This window comes from Bradyrhizobium iriomotense (assembly GCF_018129405.1).
Classification (GTDB): domain Bacteria; phylum Pseudomonadota; class Alphaproteobacteria; order Rhizobiales; family Xanthobacteraceae; genus Bradyrhizobium; species Bradyrhizobium iriomotense_B.
Window position 1 is genome coordinate 1 of the sequence record NZ_JAFCLP010000043.1, and the last position, 13,892, is coordinate 13,892.

A 13,892-nucleotide genomic window follows, 5' to 3' on the forward strand; every position below is an offset into this window, starting at 1 on the left:
CATAGAGAGTCAGCTTCCGAGCCCGGCCACAAGCCTTCCGAGAAGTGTGAATGTCGTAGCCCGCAAGGGGAGAGGGTGCACCGCCGTGGCGGCGAGTTATTCCCGCCCTACTCACGGCCTCCCGTAATTCGGCGCCAGCAGGCGGTTGCGAATGAGGTAGCTCATTGTGCGCGTCCAGGATTCGTCGGTGTTGCCGCGCATGTCGGCGCTGGCGGCGGTGATCATGTTGCCGGTCTTCACGTCGCGCAAATAGATGTTGAGGTTGATGATCAGGTTCGAGACCTTTTGCACCATGCCGGTGATCTCGAGCTCGGCGCCGAGCTGCCCGGCAAGCTTGAGATCGCAGCCGCCGCAGGCCTGCAGATTGGCGTGACGGGCGGCGTCCCGGACCGGCGCGATGTCGAGCACCTGGAACCGGCCCGACGCTGCCAATTCCTTGCGCAGCTGCTCGCTGATGCGCTCCAGCCGCGCCTCTTCCGGCTTGGAGCCGTAGAACTCGCCGGGCAGGCTGGTGTCGATCAGCTCGAAATCGAACACGGCGAGCTTCGGCGGGTCGGCGAACGCGGCCGAGCCCGTCAACAGCAAAGCGATGAAGCATATCAGCGCTCGCATGATCGTGATTCCGCCTCCACTCGCCGCGACGACGAAATGCGGGGTTGCATGCCCTGACAAATCGGTCATGCTTGAAGCAGAAACAATTCTCCACCGGCGGTCAAGCCAAGGAGAACGCCTGGAGGAAATATGATCCGATGGTTGGTCGGCCTGATCGGCTGGAGTCTTGCCGCGACGAGCGCGCTCGCGGCCGACCCCGTCACGATCGGCGTCGGCTATCTCGGAATCGCCGGCACCAGATCGACGTTGTCGCTGGTCGAGCAGCCCGCCGAGAACGACGGCGTCGCCGGCGCCCGCCTCGCCATCGAGGACAACAACACCACCGGCAAATTCACGGGCCAGCGGTTTACACTGGAGGAGCGCCGCATCAGGGAAGGCGAGGACATGGTGCAGGCCGCAACCGCGCTCGCCGAGAAGAACGGCTTCATCATCGCCGATCTGCCGGCTGATGGGCTGCTTAAAGTCGCCGACGCCCTGCGCGAGCGCGGCACGCTGCTGTTCAATGCCGGCGCGATCGACGAGCGGCTGCGCGAGGCCGATTGCCGCGCCAACGTCATCCATACCGCGCCGACGCGCGCGATGCTGGCGGACGCGCTCGGTCAATATCTGGTGTGGAAGAAGTGGTCGCGCTGGCTGCTGGTGGTCGGCTCGCATGACGAGGACAAGCTGTTCGCCGATGCGCTCCGGCGCACGGCGGCGCGGTTCGGTGCCAAGATCGTGCAGGAGCGAACCTTCGAGGACAAAGGCGGCGCGCGGCGCACCGACTCGGGCGTCACCCAGATCCAGCGGCAGATGCCGGTGTTCACGCAACAGGCGCCCGCCTACGACGTGCTGGTCGCCGCCGACGAGAGCGAAGTGTTCGGCGCCTACCTGCCCTATCGTACCTGGGATCCGCGGCCGGTCGCGGGCTCGGCCGGTCTCGTGCCGCGCAGCTGGGACGCATCGCAGGACCAGTGGGGCGCGATCCAGATGCAGAACCGCTTCATCAAGCTGAATTCGCGGCGCATGACCGCGCTCGACATGCAGGCCTGGACCGCGGTGCGCATGATCGGGGAAGCCACCTCGCGCACCAATTCCGGCGACGTCAAGAAGGTCACCGACTTCATCAAGGGCCCGGACTTTTCCGTCGCCGCCTTCAAGGGCACGCGGCTCACCTTGCGCGACTGGAATCTGCAGCTGCGCCAGCCGATCCTGCTGGTCGACGGCCGCATGGTGGTGTCGGTGTCGCCGCAGGAAGGATTCCTGCACCAGGTCTCCGAGCTCGACACGCTCGGCTACGACCGTCCGGAGAGCAAATGCAAGCTGAAATGAGGACGCAGATGTTGCGCATGTGGCGTGTGGGGCTTCTCTCAGGACTGGCGCTTGCCGCGGCGCCCGCGCATGCGTTCATCGCCTATGTCTCGAACGAGAAGAGCAACACGGTCTCGGTGATCGATACCGACAGCTGGACCGTGACCAAGACCATCAAGGTCGGTCAGCGCCCGCGCGGCATCGATTTCACACGCGACGGCAAGTTCGTGATGGTCGCGGTCGGTGACGATGACACCATCCAGGTGATCGATGCGAAGACGCAAAGCGTGGTCGACAGCCTGCCCTCCGGGCCCGACCCCGAGCTGTTCGCGCAAGATGCCGCCGGCAAGATACTCTACGTCGCCAACGAGAACGACAACACGGTGACTGTGATCGACCTCGAGAAGCGCGCGCGCCTCGGCGACATCCAGGTCGGCGTCGAGCCCGAGGGCATGACCATCAGCCCCGACGGCAAGACGCTGATCAACACGTCCGAAACCACCAACATGGCGCATTTCATCGACACCTCATCGCGCCAGATCGTCGCCAACGTGCTGGTCGACGCGCGGCCGCGCTTTGCCGAATTCAAGCATGACAGCTCGGAAGTCTGGGTATCCTCGGAGATCGGCGGCACCGTGTCGGTGATCGATCCGAAAAAACACGAGGTGATCGGCAAGGTCACTTTCGAGATTCCGGGCTTGCGGAAGGAGGCGATCCAGCCGGTCGGCATCGGCATGACCAAGGACGACAAGACGGCCTTCGTCGCGCTCGGTCCCGCCAACCGCGTCGCCGTGGTCGATGTCGCCTCGCGCAAGGTGACGAAATACCTGCTGGTCGGGCAGCGCGTCTGGCACATGGCATTCACGCCGGACGAAAAATACCTGCTCACCACCAACGGCGTCTCCAACGACGTCTCGGTCATCGACGTCGCCGCGCAAAAGGTGATCAAGACAATCCAGGTGGGCGAACTGCCCTGGGGCATCGCGATCGCGCCATGACCAGCCCTGCCCCCATCACCGAACCACGCGAGACGCCAGGGCTGGATCCGGCCACAGTGCCGGCGCTGTCGATCGACGGCGTCAGCCATTCTTACGGCCCGCGGCGCGCATTGATGGACGTGTCCTTCAATGTGCAGCCCGCAAGCTTCACCGCGCTGCTTGGGCTCAACGGCGCCGGCAAGAGCACGCTGTTCTCGCTCATCACGCGGCTGTTCGGCATCCAGAGCGGCCGCGTCGGCATTTTCGGCCATGACATCAGCAAAACCCCCGGCGAAGCGCTACGGCTGCTCGGGGTCGTGTTCCAGCCGCGCACGCTCGATCTCGATCTGTCGCTGACGCAGAACCTGCTCTATCACGCCGCGCTGCACGGCATCAGCCGCCGCGAGGCCGCCGCGCGCAGCGGCGAGCTGCTCGGCCGCATCGGCCTTTCCGAGCGCGCCGCAAGCAAGGTGCGCGATCTCTCGGGCGGCCAGATGCGGCGGCTGGAAATCGCCCGCGCACTGCTGCACCGGCCGCGCCTGCTCCTGCTCGACGAGCCGACCGTCGGCCTCGACGTCAAGGCGCGCGCCGACATCATCAGCCATGTCCGCCAGCTCGTGACCGAGCAAGGCATCGGCGTGCTCTGGGCGACGCACCTGTTCGACGAGATCATGCCCGGCGACGATCTCGTGGTACTGCATCAGGGCAAGGTGCTGGCGCAGGGGCCGATGAGCCGCGTCATCGCGGAGGCCGGCGCGCAGGACGTCAACACCGCCTTCATGCGCCTCACCGGCGCGCAAACCGTGCCGGGAGGCGGCGCATGAGCAGCATCACCACGCGCGATGCGCCGCGCGGCTTCTCGTTACAGGAGTACCTGACCTGCCTCACCGGCATCGTCTGGCGCGAGGGACTGCGCTTCCTGCATCAGCGCGAACGCTTCGTCTCGGCGCTGGTGCGACCACTCGTGTGGCTCTTCATCTTCGCCGCCGGCTTCCGCCAGGTGCTCGGCATCTCCATCATCCCGCCTTACGAGACCTACATCCTCTACGAGGTCTATATCGCGCCGGGGCTGATGGCGATGATCCAGCTCTTCAACGGCATGCAGTCCTCGCTCTCGATGGTCTACGACCGCGAGATGGGCAACATGCGCACGCTGCTGGTGAGCCCGCTCCCGCGCGGCTTCCTGTTGTTCTGCAAGCTGCTCGCCGGCACCGCGGTGTCGCTGCTCCAGGTCTATGCGTTCCTCTTGATCGCCTGGCTCTGGGACATTACCCCACCGCCGTCAGGCTATCTCACCGTGCTGCCGGCGCTGATCCTGTCCGGGCTGATGCTGGGCTCGCTCGGCATGCTGATCTCGTCCGGCATCAAGCAGCTGGAAAACTTCGCCGGCGTCATGAACTTCGTGATCTTCCCGATGTTCTTTGCCTCCTCCGCGCTCTACCCGCTCTGGCGCGTGCAGGAGGGCAGCCCCTATCTCTATTATCTCTGCGAGGCCAATCCGTTCACCCATGCGGTCGAACTGATCCGCTTCGCGCTATACGGACAGGTCAACTGGATCTCGCTGGCGGTGGTCGCAGCCTGCACAATCGTCTTCATGATCGGCGCGATTCTGGCCTATGATCCCTCGCGCGGGCTGGCGCGACGGGGGCCCGCGGGAGGCGAAGGATGACGGTTCGGGTTCTGGCGACGGCTGTTCTGGCGCTCGCTGCTGCGAGCACGGCCGCGCGCGCGGCCGATCCGCGCTACCCCGACTGGCCGTGCACGCAGGCAAAAGTGCCGGAGATCTCGCTTGCCGCCGTCTGGGCCGGTCCCGCGCTCGGTGACGCCGAGACGAAGTGGAAGGACGACGCCAAGGTCAGCGCACTGGTCTCAAAGCTGGCGGCGCGCAAGACGCCGCTGGATGAGGCGGAAAAGTCAGTGAAGGAGTTTCTCGCAGGTTCCGCCGCCGACAAGACCGCCAACGCCAAGCTATTGTTCGCCGGGCTGTTCGACACGCTCAACGCCCAGCGCTCCCAAGTCATGCTCGGGCTCGAACGCGTCAGCCGCAAGCAGCGCGACGCTGCCGACAAGATCCGCGAGGAGACGCTTCAGCTCCAGGCCCTGCAGAGCGCGACGCCTCGCGATGAGGCCAAGGTCGAGGCGCTCAGCAACGAGCTGATCTGGAAAACCCGCATCTTCGAGGACCGCCACAAGGTGGTGCGCTTCGTTTGCGAGGTTCCAACCTCGATCGACCAGCGCCTGTTCGCGCTCGGGCGCGTGATCCAGCAGGAAATGGAATAGCGTCAGCCTCACTGACAGCTCACGAAAAGTTCCCGCGATCGCCTCCGGAGCGTTAACCTTTTGCCGCGCTATCTGCCGGAACCAAATCCATTTATGATGGCTTGTCGAAGTCAACTCCAGACGTCGGGAGACCTCGATGGGAACAACAAAATTCATCTTCGCGGGCGCTGCGGCCCTCTGCATGCTCGCATCCAGCGCTCTCGCTGACGACATGACCGGAATGGTCACGCGGATCGATCGGCTCAACGGCACGATTTCGATCCAGCAGACCCAGAAAGGCACGGTCGGCGCCAGCGGCGGCGCCGGCGCGCTCCAGGAGTACAGGGCAAAGGACGCCGCGATGCTGGATGCGGTCCATGCCGGCGACAGGGTGACGTACTCCGCCACCGACACCAACGGCACGGGCACGCTGACGAAGCTGCAGAAGCAGTAGGCTTTGCTTCGCCTCTCCCCGCCTGCAACACAGCGTCATGGCCGGGCTTGTCCGGCCATCCACGTTTGACGACGTCGAACAAAGCAGATGACGGATCGCTACTGCTCCGGCCGTGGCTCCGGCTGCGCCTCTTCGGTCGGAAGCATCGCGCGCTCCCAGCCGTCGGTACCGTCGGGATACCAGGCAACATTCGAGTACCCGTAGGCCAGCGCGCGCTTGGCGGCGTTCCAGGACATCCAGCAATCGGCGAGGCAATAGATCACCAGTAGCGCGGTCTCGTCGCCGCGCGAGGCATGGGCGAGGCCGCGCCGGAGATAATCGTCCATCGCAGGCGGCAAATTGCCGTAGCCGGTATCGGGCAGCCACAGGCTGCCCGGAATGTTCCTGCGCGGGGCATCGCGCCACACCGTGCCTTCGGGCAAATTCTTCGGCTTCGGCGGACGCGGCATCACGTCAATGAACGCGCCGCTCTTCGCGCGCCAGATCGCCTCGGCGTCGGCTGTGGTGAGCACGCGCGCGCCGACAAGCGTCGCCGGCACCGGCGCGCGATAATTGTCAATGCGATAGCCCTCAGGCTCGAACGGCTCCTGCTGCTGCGCGAATGCCGGCGCCGCCAGAATGGCGGTAACCAGCGCAGCGGCAACAGGCCGTCTCATGGCGTCTTCTTGGCCGTCTCCGCACCGAGCGGCCGATCGCTCTCATCCAGCAGCGGCACGCCGAAATCGAGCAGGATCTTGTTGATCTCGCCCTGGTTCTCCTGGATCACCCGGTTGAGCTGCCGCTTCCAGTTCTGGTCGGCGGGCCGCACGCCCATGCCGATACGATAGACCAGCTTCGGCCCCGTCGTTTCCTTCACCAGCGGCGTGACGTGGAGCGACGAGCCGGCCTTCTTGGCGTAGTAGCCTGCCATCGGCCCCCACAGCACGCCGGCATCGATCTTGCCGGCGGCGAGGTCGTCGATCATGGCCTGCGCCGAATTGTCGAAGCGCGTATCGATCATCAGCGGATAGGGCTTTGCATCGCCCATCAGGCCGGCAAGCGCCATGTTGGTCGCCGGCGGCGTGCCGGCGACGATGCCGACGTGCTTGCCCTTGAGGCGCGCGTCCTCCAGCGTGTCGACGTCCTCGAGCCCGCTGCCGGCCTTGGCGACGAGCGCATAGGTCGTGCGGTAATAGGGATTGGTGCCCTGCACGAGGTCGTCGCCTTGCGGGAAGCCCATGATGACGTCGCAGCGATGCGCGCCCAGCGTCATCCGCACGAAGCCGGTGGCCTGCGGGAAGAAGACGTAGTCGAGCTTCTTCTGCAGCTTGTCCGCCAGGAATTCGGCGAGCTTGTTCTCGAAGCCCTCGCCCTTCTCGTTGGAGAACGGCAGATTGCGCGGGTCGGCGCAGACGCGCAGCACCTTTGGATCGACCAGTTCGAACGAGAGGTCTCCGGTCTCGCTCGTCTGCGCCTTGGCGACGTCGCCCAGGGCGCAGGTTGCAACCAGGCTCCACAGCAGGACCAACCAGCGACGATGTCGTCCGGCCTCCGTCATCGCGCTTCCTCCTCGTTTTGTTTGAATGTTATCCATGCAACGCATGACGTGCCATGTTTGCCAAGCCCTGCGCTGGCTTTGCTTTGTTGCAGTGCAATGCGCAAAAACCCTTTGAACTGAGGCGGAAAAGTGTCTCGCATTGCTCTTGTGATCGCAGCCTTGTCCCTCGGAGCAGCGACGCTAGCACGCGCCGGGGCGGCCGAATTGCCTGTGAGCGAAGTCGCGCCGGGAATCTTCGTACACTCCGGGACCATCGCCCTGATGAGCCGCGAGAACGAGGGCGACATCGCCAATCTCGGCTTCATCGTCGGCGAGGACGCGGTGGCCGTGATCGATACCGGCGGCAGTTTTCGCGAGGGCGAGGCGCTGCTGGCGGCGGTGAAGGCACGCACCACCAAGCCGATCCGCTACGTCATCAACACCCACGGTCATCCCGATCATGTCTTCGGCAACGCCGCCTTCGTGGCGGAGGGAACCAGCTTCGTCGGCCACAGCAAGCTGCCGCAGGCGCTGGCGAGCCGCGGGCCATTCTATCTCGACAATCTTAGACGCATCATGGGTAGCGAACTGATCGATGCCGTGAAGATCGTGCCGCCCACCCTGCTCGTTGCGGACGCGCTGACGCTCGACCTTGGCTCGCGCCGCCTGACCTTGCGGGCATGGCCGGCCGGCCACAGCGACAACGATCTGACCGTATTCGACGAGACCACCAAAATCCTGTTCGCAGGCGATCTCGTCTTTCTCCGCCACATTCCGGTTATGGACGGCAGCATTCGCGGTTGGCTCACCACGATAACGGATTTGGAGGCCATCCCGGCGCTGCGCGTTGTTCCCGGTCACGGCCCTGTGAGCGAGTGGCCTGCGGCGCTGAGAGATCAACGACGTTACCTGTCAACGCTGCTGTCCGGCGTCCGCGCACTGAACAAGAAAGGCGAGCCGATCCGCACCGCCGCGGACAAGGCGGCCGCTGAGGAGCGGCCGCACTGGCAATTGTTCGACGACTACAACGCTCGCAACGCAACTGCAGCATTTTCGGAAATTGAATGGGAGTAGCGGGCGCGCTACCCTTTGGCAGGAGATCAGCTTCGCTGACTCCGGGGACCATGACCATGACTGGATGCACACGCCGCCTGCCCCTGATCGCCCTGCTGCTCGGCATCGCTTTCGCCGCGCCGGTACAGGCTGAGGAGGCCTACGATCCCTGGCCGGGCCTGGTGCAGGACATCTTCAGCAACCGTCCGATGAACGACGGCGCCGACATCATCGGCATCGAAATGCCGTATCGCGCCGAGGATGCGGCGATCGTGCCTGTGACCCTGCGCAGCAAGCTGTCGCCGGCTGATAGCCGCCGCATCCGCTCGATCACGCTGGTGATCGATCGCAACCCGGCGCCGATGGCGGCGAAATTCGAGCTCGGGCCGGATGCCAATGTCACGGAAATCTCGACCCGCGTGCGCGTCAACAACTACACCGACGTCCACGCAGTCGCTGAGCTCAGCGACGGCCAGCTCTACGTCTCGAAAGTCTATGTGAAGGCCTCCGGCGGTTGCTCCGCACCGGCGGGAAAGAACGTCGAGGAAGCCAGGAACCGGCTCGGCCAGATGCGCTACCGGCAATTCGCCCGTGAGGACGCTCCCGCGAGCCGCGTCCGCGAGGCGCAGATCATGATCGGCCATCCCAACAATTCCGGCCTGCAGATGGACCAGGTCACGCAGCTCTATATTCCCGCCTTCTTCGTCAACCAGCTGAAGCTGACCCAGGACGACAGCCCCGTGCTGTCGATGGAAGGCGGCATTTCGATCTCGGAAGATCCCAACCTGCGCTTCACCTATGTCTCCAACGGCGCCAAGCGATTCCGTGCGGAAGCAAAGGATACGGATGGGCATGTGTTCCGCAACGAGTGGGACGTGGAGAAGCCGGGGACGTAGTCGCGAGGCTTGCGCTGACTTTCCCTCTCCCCTTGCGGGTTGCGGGAGAGGGTGGATCGCCGCGATAGCGGCGAGACGGGTGAGGGGTGTCTCTCCGCGGTTGATACTATTAGACGCCTGAGTATGAGGAGACATACCCCTCATCCGGCGCTTCGCGCCACCTTCTCCCACAAGGGGAGAAGGAAGAAAAATTCAAAAACACCTCACCTCGGCTTCCGCCTGCGCGCGGCGCAAATCATTCACCGCAGAATTCGCCTGCTCCGAGGTGCGAAACTGCACGCCGAGATTGCCGCGCACCTGGGACATGCTGAGCGCGGTCTCTGCGGTAACATAGCGCTCAAAGGGCACGATCGAGGCGACCACGTCGATCGAGCAGGAACATTGCTCGATCGACTGCCGGCTCTCGCCATTGGCCTTCATGCAGCCATAGACATATTCCGCGCGCGCTGAGGTCGGATAGTCATTGACCTCCCCGGCCCGCGCCACGCATGCGGTCGCCGCCAATACCGCCAATGCGGCGACAATCGGTCGTAGCTGCCCGGCCAGTTTCATGCGCGTCCTCCCGCTGGTTGCGACCAAAGCTATGCTATGCGTATTGTCCTGAAAAGCACTCTGTCAGAGGAAGCGGCTCACAAGGTGATGAGAGTTTTGGGACGAATATTGGCGCTCGCGGTGCCGCTGGCGCTGACGCTGGCTGCACCGGCCTCCGCTGCGGATACCATCCGCCTTGCGGTGCAGAAGACCGGAACATTCTCCTGGGAGCTGGCCGCGATCCGCAGCACTGGCCTCGACAAGGAGGCCGACCTGTCGCTGGAGGTCACTGAGCTTGCGAGCACCGAGGCCGGCAAGATCGCGATGCGTGCAGGCAGCGCCGACATCATCCTGTCGGACTGGCTGTGGGTGTCGCGCGAGCGCGCGCTGGGCGCCAAGCTCACCTTCTATCCCTATTCCAGCGCGCTCGGCGCGGTGATGGTGCCGGCCTCCTCGCCGCTTCGGACGCTCGCCGACCTCAAGGGCCGCAAGCTCGCGGTCGCCGGCGGGGCGATCGACAAGAGCTGGCTGCTGCTCCAGGCGCGGATGAAGCAGGACGGCATCGACCTGAAGTCGGACGCAACCATCGTCTACGGCGCCCCGCCCCTGATCGCGGCCAAGGCTCTCGACGGCGAGATGGATGCGAGCCTCAACTTCTGGAATTTCTGTGCCCAGCTCGAGGCCAAGGGTTTCAGGCGCCTTGCCGGCATCGAGGAGATTTTGCCGAAGCTCGGCGCCAGGGGCGCAGTGTCCGCGGTCGGCTACGTCTTCGACGAGAGCTGGGCCGCGAGCCATAAGGATGCAGTCGCCCGCTTCATCGCGATGACCCGCAAGGCCAAGCAGCTGCTGGTGACGTCGGATGCCGCCTGGGAGAAGATCGCTCCACTGACCGGCACGACCGATCCGGCCATGCTCAAGACCTACCGCGAGCGCTATCGCGACGGTATTCCGCGCCGGAGCATCGACGACGAGGAGAAGGACGCGCGCGTGCTTTACCGCGTGCTGGCCGAGACCGGCGGGCGCGATCTCGTCGGCCCCGCAGCCGAGCTCGATCCCGGCACGTTCTATCACGCGGTCCCCGGAGACTGACGTGCTGCGTCTGCTCTCGTTCTCCCTGTTTCTCGCGATCTGGTGGATTGCCGCGCTCCTCGTCGGCGGCGCGAAGCTGCCCTCACCACCGGCCGTGCTTCAGGTGATGATCGCAGAAGCATCAAGCGGCGCACTGTTCCTGCATCTCGGGGCGACGCTGGCCCGCGTCGCGCTCGCCTTCACCTTGGCGATGTCGCTCGGCAGCGCCATCGGCTACCTCATGGGCCGGGTGAAGCTCGCCGACCGGCTCGGCGATCCCTGGCTGATCCTGCTGCTCAACCTGCCGGCGCTGGTCGTGATCGTGCTCGCCTATATCTGGGCCGGCCTCACTGAAGCCGCCGCCATCACTGCGATCGCGATCAACAAGCTGCCGACCGCCATCGTCACCTTGCGCGAGGGCACGCGTGCGCTCGACCGTTCGCTCGACGAGATGGCGAGCGTGTTCGCGATGCCGCGCTGGCGCGCGTTCCGCCACGTCGTGCTGCCTCAGCTTGCGCCCTATATCGCAGCCTCGGCTCGCTCCGGCTTGTCGCTGGTGTGGAAGATCGTGCTGGTCGCCGAACTCCTGGGACGGCCGAACGGCGTCGGCTTCGAAATCGGCGTCGCCTTCCAGCTGTTCGACACGCCGCGGCTGCTGGCCTATTCGCTGACCTTTGCCGCCGTCGTCCTCGTCATCGAAACCTTGCTGGTGCAGCCGTTCGAAGCCCGCGCAAACAGGTGGCGGCCCCGTGCGGCTTGAGGTCGATATCACAGGCAAGACCTTCAGGAGTGCCGCGGGCGGGACGCACGAGGTGCTGGCGCCCGTCAAATTCGCGCTTCAATCCGGCGAGGTCGGCGTGCTGATCGGACCGTCCGGCTGCGGCAAGAGCACGATGCTGCGCATCATCCTGGGATTGGACCACGACTTCGCAGGCCACATCGCGCGGCCGCCGGAGGCGCGGATCGGCATGGTGTTCCAGGAGCCGCGGCTGCTGCCGTGGCGCTCAGTCGAGCAGAATGTGCGGCTGGCGGCGCCCGATGTCACCGAGGCCAAGCTGTCCGAGCTGTTCAGGATTTTGGAGCTGGAGGCCCATCGCAGCCACTACCCCGGTGAACTCTCGCTGGGTTTGGCCCGGCGCGTGGCGCTCGCCCGCGCCTTTGCCGTCGAGCCGGATATTCTGGTGCTCGACGAACCGCTGGCATCGCTCGATGACGCACTCGCCGGACGCCTGCGCGATGAGATTGCAACGCTCGTGGCGAGCCGGCCAGTGCTGACGCTTTTGGTGACACACAGCCTTGACGATGCCGTGCGCCTGGGTGACCGGCTGTTCTTCCTGTCGCCGCGGCCGGCGCGGATCGTGGCCGAGGTGCCGATCGGCATCCCGCGCGACACACGCGGCGAGGCCGAGATTGCGGCGATCAAGGCCGGCCTCGCCCAACGAACTCAAGGCGACCGCACTGAGCGAGATGTCTCATAGCCGGTCGCCTGGCGGACGTGCTAGACTAAAGCGCGATGAGATTTGGATGAATCGTCATCTGGCTTTAGGTTGTTGTTTGCGCATGATCTTTCCGGAAAACCGCTTCGCACTTTTCCGGATCATGCTTTAGGCCGGCGGCGGAGCTGATGATGACGCGGACGGTCGCCTTCGCAACGCTTGGTCTTGCAGCGCTTAGCCTCGCACTCGTTGCGATGACGGCGGGCGCGCAGGACATGATGCGTGACGTCGACCTCACCTCTCCCGCGATGGTCTCGGCCGAAATGACGAGGCCGGAGGTCGAGGCCGTGCTGGCCAAAGCGAGCCCAAAGCAGCCTGCCGATTTCACCGGCAAGCGCCTGTCGGGCCTCGATCTCTCGGGGCTGGACCTGTCCAACGCGGTTCTCCGTGCCGCGCGGCTCAACAAGACAATACTCCGAGACGCCAGGCTTGACCGTGCGATCCTCGATCAGGCGTGGCTGCTGGATGCGGATCTCACCGGCGCAAGCCTGAAAGGTGCCAATCTGTTCGCCTCCCAAATGGCCCGCGCGCGTCTCGACGGCGCGAACCTGTCGGGAGCGCGCATCGCTGCCGACCTCACCGGTGCAAGCCTGGTCGGCGCCTCGATCGCGGACGCGCAGCTTGGCGCCGATATGCGCAACCAGTCGATGGGGCTGATGCGCGCGGTGCTGAGATCCGCCAATCTGGAACGGCTGAACGCGCGCAACGCCGACTTGTCGCGTGTCGACCTCGAATTCGCGGTCCTCAGGGGCGCCGATCTGAGCGGCGCATCACTGAAAAACGCCCAGCTCGGCGGAGCCGATCTGACCGGCGCCATCGTCATCGACGCGGACTTCGACGGCGCCGATCTCGTCTCGGCCAAGCTGATCGCGCCGAACGGCCTTGACCGCGCCAAAAATTTCGACAAGGCAAAGAACCGCGAGCGCCTGATCAGGGAATGACGGCGCGCCTTTGGGAGGACTGGCTGATGCGTGGGGTTCTTGCTTTGATCGTGTTGTTGACGCTTGCCGGCGAAGCTGCCGCGCAGACCAAGGGCAAGGGCATCCGGCTCTGGAATCTGACGACGGAAACGATCTCCGGCTTCCAGCTCTCACCCGCCGGCAAGACCGACTGGGGCCCGAACCAGTGCCTCAACGACAAGGACAAGGAGGTCGACCACGACGAGCGGCTGCGCATCACCGGCGTCGAGCCCGGCCGCTACGACGCCAAAGTCAGCTATCCCAATGCCCGGCAGTGCATCGTTCGCGACATCGAGATCAGGGCGGACGCGGTGTTCTCGATCGCCGACAAGGATCTGAAGGACTGCACGAAGTAGCGCGCCCGGCTCACGCCTTGTCGTTCGGGTGCGGATATTCGCAGCGCCACCGTACCGCCTGCCATTTCGGATGATCGCCGACCCATTGCGCGATATAGGGCGGTGCGGCCATCACGCATTGGCGGGGTGACCCCGCATAGTTGAACACCAGATGCTGCTCCTCGCAGGTCGCAGGCGAGAGCACCGCACACACAGTCACCACAAGGTCGATCGGGTTCATGCCGGGATCCTCTCGCGGGGGCAATCGAGATTAGCACGAAGGGTTACGTGTCGGGGAGCAGGAAGTTTCAAACCGAGGTGAGGACGGGGGAACTGGCGATCTACCTCCTCTTCCCTTCTCCCCTTGCTGCAGGGGTGTCCGGGGAAGTTATGCATAGCAGAACTCGATCTGGCCCGGAACACGGCTGGTTTTTGGTTTGGTCGGA

Annotated in this window: 18 protein-coding genes; 13 read left to right on the top strand and 5 right to left on the bottom strand. The window is 64.8% G+C overall.

All coding sequences use genetic code 11. The features are described 5' to 3' along the window. Nucleotides 1-111: 111 nt before the first annotated feature. The gene (locus JQ592_RS37900; protein ID WP_211407803.1) at nt 112-681 is read right to left on the bottom strand and encodes a DUF3280 domain-containing protein; all 570 of its coding nucleotides are present in this window, start codon (nt 679-681) and stop codon (nt 112-114) included. A 60-nt stretch (nt 682-741) separates the two neighbouring features. On the opposite strand from JQ592_RS37900, the gene JQ592_RS37905 reads away from it, so the two are divergent. The 6 genes from JQ592_RS37905 to JQ592_RS37930 all read left to right on the top strand — a co-directional run bounded on the left by JQ592_RS37905 (nt 742) and on the right by JQ592_RS37930 (nt 5,592). Next, on the top strand, nt 742-1,923 hold the full coding sequence (locus JQ592_RS37905; RefSeq protein WP_211407804.1) for an ABC transporter substrate-binding protein: 1,182 nt from the start codon (nt 742-744) through the stop codon (nt 1,921-1,923). A gap of 8 nt (nt 1,924-1,931) precedes the next feature. After that, on the top strand, nt 1,932-2,900 hold the full coding sequence (locus JQ592_RS37910; RefSeq protein WP_211407805.1) for a YVTN family beta-propeller repeat protein: 969 nt from the start codon (nt 1,932-1,934) through the stop codon (nt 2,898-2,900). Next, on the top strand, nt 2,897-3,703 hold the full coding sequence (locus tag JQ592_RS37915; protein WP_211407806.1) for an ABC transporter ATP-binding protein: 807 nt from the start codon (nt 2,897-2,899) through the stop codon (nt 3,701-3,703). The genes JQ592_RS37910 and JQ592_RS37915 overlap by 4 nt, the downstream gene beginning before the upstream one ends. Further along, a complete protein-coding gene (locus JQ592_RS37920) occupies nt 3,700-4,548 on the top strand; it encodes an ABC transporter permease (protein WP_211407807.1) in 849 nt (282 codons plus the stop codon). Before JQ592_RS37915 ends, JQ592_RS37920 begins: the two co-directional genes overlap by 4 nt. Continuing rightward, complete coding sequence (locus JQ592_RS37925; RefSeq protein ID WP_211407808.1) at nt 4,545-5,159, top strand: hypothetical protein; 615 nt, start codon at nt 4,545-4,547, stop codon at nt 5,157-5,159. Before JQ592_RS37920 ends, JQ592_RS37925 begins: the two co-directional genes overlap by 4 nt. Nucleotides 5,160-5,295: 136 nt before the next feature. Then, nucleotides 5,296-5,592, top strand: coding sequence for a copper-binding protein (locus tag JQ592_RS37930; protein ID WP_211407809.1), 297 nt, complete (start codon nt 5,296-5,298; stop codon nt 5,590-5,592). A 98-nt stretch (nt 5,593-5,690) separates the two neighbouring features. Here the strand turns inward: JQ592_RS37930 and JQ592_RS37935 are convergent, their stop codons facing one another. Both JQ592_RS37935 and JQ592_RS37940 read right to left on the bottom strand, forming a co-directional pair. Further along, nucleotides 5,691-6,248: a PQQ-dependent catabolism-associated CXXCW motif protein gene (locus JQ592_RS37935; RefSeq protein ID WP_211407810.1), complete on the bottom strand. Its 558-nt coding sequence runs from the start codon at nt 6,246-6,248 to the stop codon at nt 5,691-5,693. Further along, nucleotides 6,245-7,129: a substrate-binding domain-containing protein gene (locus JQ592_RS37940; protein ID WP_211407811.1), complete on the bottom strand. Its 885-nt coding sequence runs from the start codon at nt 7,127-7,129 to the stop codon at nt 6,245-6,247. Before JQ592_RS37940 ends, JQ592_RS37935 begins: the two co-directional genes overlap by 4 nt. A 129-nt stretch (nt 7,130-7,258) precedes the next feature. On the opposite strand from JQ592_RS37940, the gene JQ592_RS37945 reads away from it, so the two are divergent. Further along, nucleotides 7,259-8,182 (top strand): quinoprotein relay system zinc metallohydrolase 2, encoded by a 924-nt coding sequence (locus JQ592_RS37945; RefSeq protein WP_211407812.1) that lies wholly within the window; start codon nt 7,259-7,261, stop codon nt 8,180-8,182. Between the two features lie 56 nt (nt 8,183-8,238). After that, nucleotides 8,239-9,057: a quinoprotein dehydrogenase-associated SoxYZ-like carrier gene (locus tag JQ592_RS37950; protein ID WP_211407813.1), complete on the top strand. Its 819-nt coding sequence runs from the start codon at nt 8,239-8,241 to the stop codon at nt 9,055-9,057. Nucleotides 9,058-9,249: 192 nt separating this feature from the next. On the opposite strand, the gene JQ592_RS37955 is transcribed toward JQ592_RS37950, so the two are convergent. Beyond that, the gene (locus JQ592_RS37955) at nt 9,250-9,609 is read right to left on the bottom strand and encodes a hypothetical protein (RefSeq protein ID WP_211407814.1); all 360 of its coding nucleotides are present in this window, start codon (nt 9,607-9,609) and stop codon (nt 9,250-9,252) included. Between the two features lie 87 nt (nt 9,610-9,696). Between JQ592_RS37955 and JQ592_RS37960 the strand changes: the two genes are divergently transcribed. The 5 genes from JQ592_RS37960 to JQ592_RS37980 all read left to right on the top strand — a co-directional run bounded on the left by JQ592_RS37960 (nt 9,697) and on the right by JQ592_RS37980 (nt 13,467). After that, on the top strand, nt 9,697-10,677 hold the full coding sequence (locus JQ592_RS37960; protein ID WP_211407819.1) for an ABC transporter substrate-binding protein: 981 nt from the start codon (nt 9,697-9,699) through the stop codon (nt 10,675-10,677). A 1-nt stretch (nt 10,678) separates the two neighbouring features. Continuing rightward, nucleotides 10,679-11,416: an ABC transporter permease gene (locus JQ592_RS37965; RefSeq protein WP_211407815.1), complete on the top strand. Its 738-nt coding sequence runs from the start codon at nt 10,679-10,681 to the stop codon at nt 11,414-11,416. After that, nucleotides 11,406-12,134 (top strand): ABC transporter ATP-binding protein, encoded by a 729-nt coding sequence (locus JQ592_RS37970; protein ID WP_211407816.1) that lies wholly within the window; start codon nt 11,406-11,408, stop codon nt 12,132-12,134. The genes JQ592_RS37965 and JQ592_RS37970 overlap by 11 nt, the downstream gene beginning before the upstream one ends. A gap of 149 nt (nt 12,135-12,283) precedes the next feature. Further along, nucleotides 12,284-13,093: a pentapeptide repeat-containing protein gene (locus JQ592_RS37975; protein WP_211407817.1), complete on the top strand. Its 810-nt coding sequence runs from the start codon at nt 12,284-12,286 to the stop codon at nt 13,091-13,093. 26 nt (nt 13,094-13,119) lie between these two features. Next, nucleotides 13,120-13,467: a hypothetical protein gene (locus JQ592_RS37980; protein WP_211407820.1), complete on the top strand. Its 348-nt coding sequence runs from the start codon at nt 13,120-13,122 to the stop codon at nt 13,465-13,467. Between the two features lie 10 nt (nt 13,468-13,477). On the opposite strand, the gene JQ592_RS37985 is transcribed toward JQ592_RS37980, so the two are convergent. Then, nucleotides 13,478-13,687, bottom strand: coding sequence for a hypothetical protein (locus JQ592_RS37985; protein WP_211407818.1), 210 nt, complete (start codon nt 13,685-13,687; stop codon nt 13,478-13,480). Nucleotides 13,688-13,892: the final 205 nt, after the last annotated feature.

Bases quoted from the DNA above. Each gene is read 5' to 3' on its own strand.
- JQ592_RS37900 (WP_211407803.1), bottom strand. From the start codon at position 681: ATGACCGATTTGTCAGGGCATGCAACCCCGCATTTCGTCGTCGCGGCG.
- JQ592_RS37905 (WP_211407804.1), top strand. From the start codon at position 742: ATGATCCGATGGTTGGTCGGCCTGATCGGCTGGAGTCTTGCCGCGACG.
- JQ592_RS37910 (WP_211407805.1), top strand. From the start codon at position 1,932: ATGTTGCGCATGTGGCGTGTGGGGCTTCTCTCAGGACTGGCGCTTGCC.
- JQ592_RS37915 (WP_211407806.1), top strand. From the start codon at position 2,897: ATGACCAGCCCTGCCCCCATCACCGAACCACGCGAGACGCCAGGGCTG.
- JQ592_RS37920 (WP_211407807.1), top strand. From the start codon at position 3,700: ATGAGCAGCATCACCACGCGCGATGCGCCGCGCGGCTTCTCGTTACAG.
- JQ592_RS37925 (WP_211407808.1), top strand. From the start codon at position 4,545: ATGACGGTTCGGGTTCTGGCGACGGCTGTTCTGGCGCTCGCTGCTGCG.
- JQ592_RS37930 (WP_211407809.1), top strand. From the start codon at position 5,296: ATGGGAACAACAAAATTCATCTTCGCGGGCGCTGCGGCCCTCTGCATG.
- JQ592_RS37935 (WP_211407810.1), bottom strand. From the start codon at position 6,248: ATGAGACGGCCTGTTGCCGCTGCGCTGGTTACCGCCATTCTGGCGGCG.
- JQ592_RS37940 (WP_211407811.1), bottom strand. From the start codon at position 7,129: ATGACGGAGGCCGGACGACATCGTCGCTGGTTGGTCCTGCTGTGGAGC.
- JQ592_RS37950 (WP_211407813.1), top strand. From the start codon at position 8,239: ATGACTGGATGCACACGCCGCCTGCCCCTGATCGCCCTGCTGCTCGGC.
- JQ592_RS37955 (WP_211407814.1), bottom strand. From the start codon at position 9,609: ATGAAACTGGCCGGGCAGCTACGACCGATTGTCGCCGCATTGGCGGTA.
- JQ592_RS37960 (WP_211407819.1), top strand. From the start codon at position 9,697: ATGAGAGTTTTGGGACGAATATTGGCGCTCGCGGTGCCGCTGGCGCTG.
- JQ592_RS37975 (WP_211407817.1), top strand. From the start codon at position 12,284: ATGACGCGGACGGTCGCCTTCGCAACGCTTGGTCTTGCAGCGCTTAGC.
- JQ592_RS37980 (WP_211407820.1), top strand. From the start codon at position 13,120: ATGCGTGGGGTTCTTGCTTTGATCGTGTTGTTGACGCTTGCCGGCGAA.
- JQ592_RS37985 (WP_211407818.1), bottom strand. From the start codon at position 13,687: ATGAACCCGATCGACCTTGTGGTGACTGTGTGTGCGGTGCTCTCGCCT.